The 5,893-nt window shown below is 62.4% G+C and carries 5 protein-coding genes; 2 read left to right on the forward strand and 3 right to left on the reverse strand.

Going from position 1 to position 5,893, the window contains the following annotated elements:
* Positions 1–1,289 (forward strand): glutamine--tRNA ligase (glnS, locus tag HP547_RS26680; RefSeq protein ID WP_172288408.1); only part of this gene is annotated, 1,289 nt, incomplete at its 5' end.
* Between the two features lie 9 nt (positions 1,290–1,298).
* Positions 1,299–2,681, forward strand: a complete 1,383-nt coding sequence (cysS, locus tag HP547_RS26685; RefSeq protein WP_172227579.1) for a cysteine--tRNA ligase — start codon at positions 1,299–1,301, stop codon at positions 2,679–2,681.
* 135 nt (positions 2,682–2,816) lie between these two features.
* On the opposite strand, the gene HP547_RS26690 is transcribed toward cysS, so the two are convergent.
* From HP547_RS26690 to csiR, 3 genes are all read right to left on the reverse strand, one after another.
* Positions 2,817–4,208, reverse strand: coding sequence for a HAMP domain-containing sensor histidine kinase (locus HP547_RS26690; protein ID WP_172288410.1), 1,392 nt, complete (start codon positions 4,206–4,208; stop codon positions 2,817–2,819).
* On the reverse strand, positions 4,186–4,866 hold the full coding sequence (locus HP547_RS26695; protein WP_172227583.1) for a response regulator transcription factor: 681 nt from the start codon (positions 4,864–4,866) through the stop codon (positions 4,186–4,188). Before HP547_RS26695 ends, HP547_RS26690 begins: the two co-directional genes overlap by 23 nt.
* Positions 4,867–4,993: 127 nt before the next feature.
* Entirely contained in the window at positions 4,994–5,689 is a 696-nt protein-coding gene (gene csiR, locus HP547_RS26700; RefSeq protein WP_172227585.1) for a DNA-binding transcriptional regulator CsiR, read from the reverse strand.
* Positions 5,690–5,893 lie beyond the last annotated feature (204 nt).

Raw genomic sequence — 5,893 nt, forward strand, 5'->3', positions numbered from 1 at the left:
CCCCCGAGCAGGCCAAGGAATACCGCGGCAACCTCAAGGAGCCGGGCAAGAACAGCCCGTTCCGCGAGCGCAGCGTGGAGGAAAACCTCGACCTGTTCGCCCGCATGAAGGCCGGCGAGTTCAAGGACGGCGAGCGCGTGCTGCGGGCCATGATCGACATGGCATCGCCGAACATGAACCTGCGCGACCCGATCCTGTACCGCATCCGCCATGCCCACCACCACCAGACCGGTGACAAGTGGTGCATCTACCCCAACTACGACTTCACCCATGGCCAGTCGGACGCCATCGAGGGCATTACCCACTCGATCTGCACCCTGGAGTTCGAAGGGCATCGTCCGCTGTACGAATGGTTCCTCGACAACCTGCCGGTACCGGCGCACCCGCGCCAGTACGAGTTCAGCCGCCTGAACCTGAACTACACCATCACCTCCAAGCGCAAGCTCAAGCAACTGGTCGATGAAAAGCACGTCGATGCCTGGGACGACCCGCGCATGTCGACCTTGTCCGGCTTCCGTCGCCGTGGCTACACCCCGGCCTCGATCCGCAATTTCTGCGAAATGATCGGCACCAACCGTTCCGACGGCGTGGTCGACATGTCGATGCTCGAATTCAGCATCCGTGACGACCTGGACCGCACCGCACCACGCGCCATGTGCGTGCTGCGCCCGCTGAAAGTGGTCATCACCAACTACCCGGAAGGGCAGGTCGAGCAGCTTGAACTGCCGCGCCACCCCAAGGAAGACATGGGCGTGCGCGTGCTGCCGTTTGCCCGTGAACTGTACATCGACCGCGACGATTTCATGGAAGAGCCGCCCAAGGGCTACAAGCGCCTGGAGCCTGCCGGTGAAGTGCGCCTGCGTGGCAGCTATGTGATCCGCGCCGACGAGGCCATCAAGGACGCCGACGGCAACATCGTCGAACTGCGCTGCTCGTACGACCCGCAAACCCTGGGCAAGAACCCCGAAGGCCGCAAGGTCAAGGGCGTGATCCACTGGGTGCCGGCCGCAGGCAGCGTCGAATGCGAAGTGCGCCTGTACGACCGCCTGTTCCGCTCGCCGAACCCGGAAAAGACCGAAGACGGCGGCAGCTTCCTCGACAATATCAACCCGGATTCGCTGCAAGTGCTCAGCGGTTGCCGTGCCGAGCCGTCGCTGGCCCAGGCGCAACCCGAGGACCGCTTCCAGTTCGAGCGCGAAGGCTACTTCTGCGCCGACCTGAAAGACAGCCAGCCGGGCCGCCCGGTGTTCAACCGCACCGTCACCCTGCGTGACTCCTGGGGCAGCTGAGGAACCGCCGTGCTTACCATCTACAACACCCTGAGCAAAGCCAAGGAAACCTTCAAGCCGCTGGATGGCAACAAGGTGCGCATGTACGTGTGCGGCATGACCGTGTACGACTACTGCCACCTGGGCCATGGCCGCAGCATGGTGGCCTTCGACCTGGTCACCCGCTGGCTGCGCAAGAGCGGCTACGACCTGACCTACGTACGCAATATCACCGACATCGATGACAAGATCATCAATCGGGCCAACCAGAACGGCGAAACGTTCGATGCGCTGACTGCCCGCATGATCGATGCGATGCACGAAGACGAGCGTCGCCTGAACATCCTGCCGCCGGACCAGGAGCCGCGTGCCACCGACCATATCGCCGGCATGCACGCAATGATCCAGACCCTCATCGACAAGGGCTATGCCTACGCCCCGGGCAATGGTGACGTGTATTACCGCGTCGGCAAGTTCGTCGGCTACGGCAAGCTGTCGCGCAAGAAAATCGAAGACCTGCGCATCGGTGCGCGTATCGAGGTCGACGAAGCCAAGCAGGACCCGCTGGACTTCGTGCTGTGGAAAGGCGTCAAGCCAGGTGAGCCGAGCTGGGAATCGCCATGGGGGCCGGGCCGTCCGGGCTGGCATATCGAGTGTTCGGTGATGTCGACCTGCTGCCTGGGCGAGAGCTTCGACATCCACGGCGGTGGCAGCGACCTGGAGTTCCCGCACCACGAGAACGAGATTGCCCAGAGTGAGGCGGCCACCGGCAAGCAGTACGCCAACGCCTGGATGCACTGCGGCATGATCCGCATCAATGGCGAGAAGATGTCCAAGTCGTTGAACAACTTCTTCACCATCCGCGACGTGCTTGAAAAGTATCACCCGGAAGTGGTGCGCTACCTGCTGGTGGCCAGCCACTACCGCAGTGCGATCAACTATTCCGAAGACAGCCTGCGTGACGCCAAGGGTGCGCTGGAGCGCTTCTACCACGCCTTGCGCGGCTTGCCACGGGTGGCGGCCAAGGGCGGCGAAGCGTTTGTCGAGCGTTTCAGCGTGGCGATGAACGACGACTTCGGTACCCCCGAAGCCTGTGCCGTGCTGTTCGACCTGGTGCGCGAGATCAACCGCCTGCGTGACAGCGATGCGGTAGCTGCCGCCGGCCTGGCCGGTCGCCTGCGCGAGTTGGGCGATGTGCTGGGTGTGCTGCAGCTGGATGCCGATGACTTCCTGCGGGCCGGTGCCGAGGGCAAGGTGGATGCGGCCGAGGTCGAGGGTTTGATCCAGGCGCGCCTGCAGGCGCGTACGGACAAGAACTGGGCCGAGTCGGACCGCATTCGCGACCAGCTGACCGCCATGGGTGTTGTGCTGGAAGACAGCAAGGGCGCTACTACCTGGCGTCTGGCTGACTGATCCAGCAAGTGGGGCCGCGTTGCGGCCCAATCGCCGGCAAGCCAGCTCCCACAGGTACACCATCGCCTTTGAGGCCTGCGCTGTACCTGTGGGAGCTGGCTTGCCGGCGATTGGGCTGCAAAGCAGCCCCAATGGTTATTTGGCTAGCCCGGCCAGTGGACAATGTAATACCAGCTTCGCTCCACCCAACGGGCTCTCGCCAATCTCCAACCCGAACCCATGCAAGTCGACGATCGCCGCAACGATCGATAACCCCAGCCCGAACCCGGCATGGCGGTGGCCTTCATCGCTGCGATAGAAGCGCTTTAACACCGCGGTTCGTTCTTCTTCCGGGATACCCGGCCCACTGTCCTCGATCGCTACATGCACGCCGTTCTCGTCATGCGTGGCGGTTACCTGCACCTGCCCGCCTTCGGGCGTGAACTTGATGGCGTTGCCCACCAGGTTGGCAAGTGCTTCAAACAGCAGTTCACGGTCACCGTGCAGTGCCGGTAGCTGAGCAGGTTGGTGCAATACCAGATGGATGCCGCCATCTTCGGCCAACGGCAGGTAAAAATCGTGCAGTTCTACCAGTAGCTCATGCGGATCGAGCTGGACAAAACCGGCCCGTCGTTGACGGTCTTCCAGCTCGCTGATGCGCAACAGCCCACGAAAACGTGCCATCAGGGTGTCGGTCTCACCGATAGCCTGGTCCAGCGCCTCGGCCTGCATGGAATCAGCGTCACTCTGCTGGCGAATGCGGTACAGCTGGGCGCGCAGGCGGGTCAGCGGGGTGCGCAGGTCGTGGGCAATGTTGTCACACACGCCCTTCACCTCGTGCATCAGCCGTTCGATACGGTCGAGCATGGCGTTGACGATGGCAGCCAGCATGTCCAGCTCGTCGCGCCGGGCCGACAGCGGCAGGCGGTGGGTGAGGTCGCCGGCGACGATCAGCTCGGCCTGGGCCTGAATGGCGCGTATGCGCTTGAGCGGCCGGCGGCGCAACAGGTACCAGCCGGCGAAGCCCGGGATGAGCGTCAGGGAAATGCCCCACAGCAGAGCATCGAGAATGATCCGGGTGACCACGAACAATGAGCCGTTATCACGGAACAGTACCAGCCAGCGGCCATCCTGGACCCTGATTGCCACTGCATCGCAGCTGTCGCGAGGCATGCGCGGGTCATCGGCATCCAGGCAGCGCTTGAGTTCATGGATCTTGCCGTCCAGCCGCAGCTCCGGGGGCACGGCGCGCACGCTGCCGCCAAGCGGGTTGAGCTGGGCGTCAAACAGGCCGTAGGCGTCGAAGCTGCGTTCTTCGAAGGCCTGGCTGGCGATAAGCGCGTCGTCCAGCTGTTTGCCGCTCATGTGCGCGAACAGGTGCTGGCGCTGCAGCATCGAATGACGGGTGAGCTTGTTCAGATAGCTGGACACCTCGAAGTACAGCACCCCCATGAGGATGCTGCTCCAGGCCACGAACAGAAAGCTGTACAGCGCCAGCAGGCGGCTGGTCGAGGAGCTCCAGCCTTTAGACGGGTTCAGCAATGGCATAGCCCGAGCCCCGTACCGTACGGATCAGCGGCGACTGGCCGGGCGAGTCGATTTTCTTGCGCAGGCGGCCGATATGCACATCGATCAGATTGGTGCCCGGGTCGAAGTGGTAGCCCCACACCTCTTCGAAAATCATCATCCGCGTGATGACCTGACCGCTGTGACGCATCAGGTATTCCAGCAGCTTGTACTCGGTGGGCAGCAGGTTCAGGGCTTGCTCGCCGCGCCTTGCTTCGTGGCTGATCAGGTCCAGTTGCAGGTCGGCGACCTGCAGGCGGGTCTGGGTCATGGGCACGCTGTTGCGGCGCAGCAAGACCTCCACCCGCGCCGCCATCTCGTCGGAGGCAAACGGCTTGGTCAGGTAGTCGTCACCGCCGGCACGCAGGCCGCGCACCCGCTCGTCGACATCCGAGAGGGCGCTGATCATCAGGATCGGCGTGGTGATCTTGAGGCTGCGCAGGGTGGTGACGATGGTCAGCCCATCGACCTCGGGCAGCATGCGGTCCAGGGTGATCAGGTCGTAGCCGCCGGCAATGGCCTTGGCCAGGCCTTCACGGCCATTGTCGGCCCAATCCACCTCAAGGCCGTGGCTGGAGAGTTCGGCGACGATTTCCTGGCCGGTGACGGCGTCGTCTTCGATGGTCAGTACGCGAGGCATGCTGGTTCCCGGGCATCTAATAGAGACTTGATTGTGCCAAAGAATAGACAACCGCCGATTTAAGAAAAATTCATCTGGCACATTAGCCTGCACCGGCCCTGTCGCCGGCCAGGCATGAGCAAGCAGTTCAGCGTGCGCCAATCCCTTCGGCATGCATGATCTGCGCAATGATCGGCACCGGGGTCATCAGGTGCGAGCGCATCATCGCGCTGGCGCGCTTGGCATCGCGGGCCAGGAGCACCTCCACCAGCGCGGCATGCTCCTGGCGCTTGAGCTCCAGCGCCTGTTCGGAGAACACCGTCTGCGTCAGCCACAGATGGCGATAGCGCTCCGCCTGGTCAAACAGGTAAGTACGTGCCTGCAGCAGGTGCTTGGAGCCGCAACCCGAGGCAATGGCAGTGTGAAACGCCTTGTGCCGTTCGTCCCACACATCCAGGCGCTGTTCGCGGGTTTTCACTTCCACCACCTTGGCCAAAGTATGCGAGTGGGCCAGCACCGACGCCTCCCAGGCATCGTCACCGCGTTCGATGGCCAGGGCGATGATCATGGCCTCCAGATTGGCGCGGGCATCGTAGATGTCGTTCATCTCGTCCAGCGACATGGGCGCCACGCGGTAGCCTTTCTGGCTGATCGCGTTGACCAGGTGTTCGGCCACCAGTTGCGACAGCGCCTCGCGCAGGGGGCCCACGCCGAGGTCGTAGCGGTCCTTTAGGGCGCTCATCAACAGCTTTTCGCCTGGCTTGAACACGCCACGGATGATGTCCTTCTTGAGCCTCTCATACCCGCTGAATGCTGAGTTTTGTCGTGGGGCGAGCGCTTCCAAGATCCTGTTCCTCAAAACGTTTTGCCGATCATACCGAAACCGATGGCTGGCGAAAAACAATGGACAATCTCAAAGAACGTAGTCGAATTATAAAAATGTAGACATTTTCAGTGAGTGGCGATATTTTTGCTTTGCCCGCACTGATCCAGGTCACCACCGGACGGCGCCTTCCACCTTTTTGCCAGGACCCTGCCATGAACGCTT

The organism is Pseudomonas sp. CM27 (genome assembly GCF_013179515.1).
In the GTDB taxonomy this organism is placed as follows: domain Bacteria; phylum Pseudomonadota; class Gammaproteobacteria; order Pseudomonadales; family Pseudomonadaceae; genus Aquipseudomonas.

Bases quoted from the DNA above. Each gene is read 5' to 3' on its own strand.
- HP547_RS26690 (WP_172288410.1), bottom strand. From the start codon at position 4,208: ATGCCATTGCTGAACCCGTCTAAAGGCTGGAGCTCCTCGACCAGCCGC.
- HP547_RS26695 (WP_172227583.1), bottom strand. From the start codon at position 4,866: ATGCCTCGCGTACTGACCATCGAAGACGACGCCGTCACCGGCCAGGAA.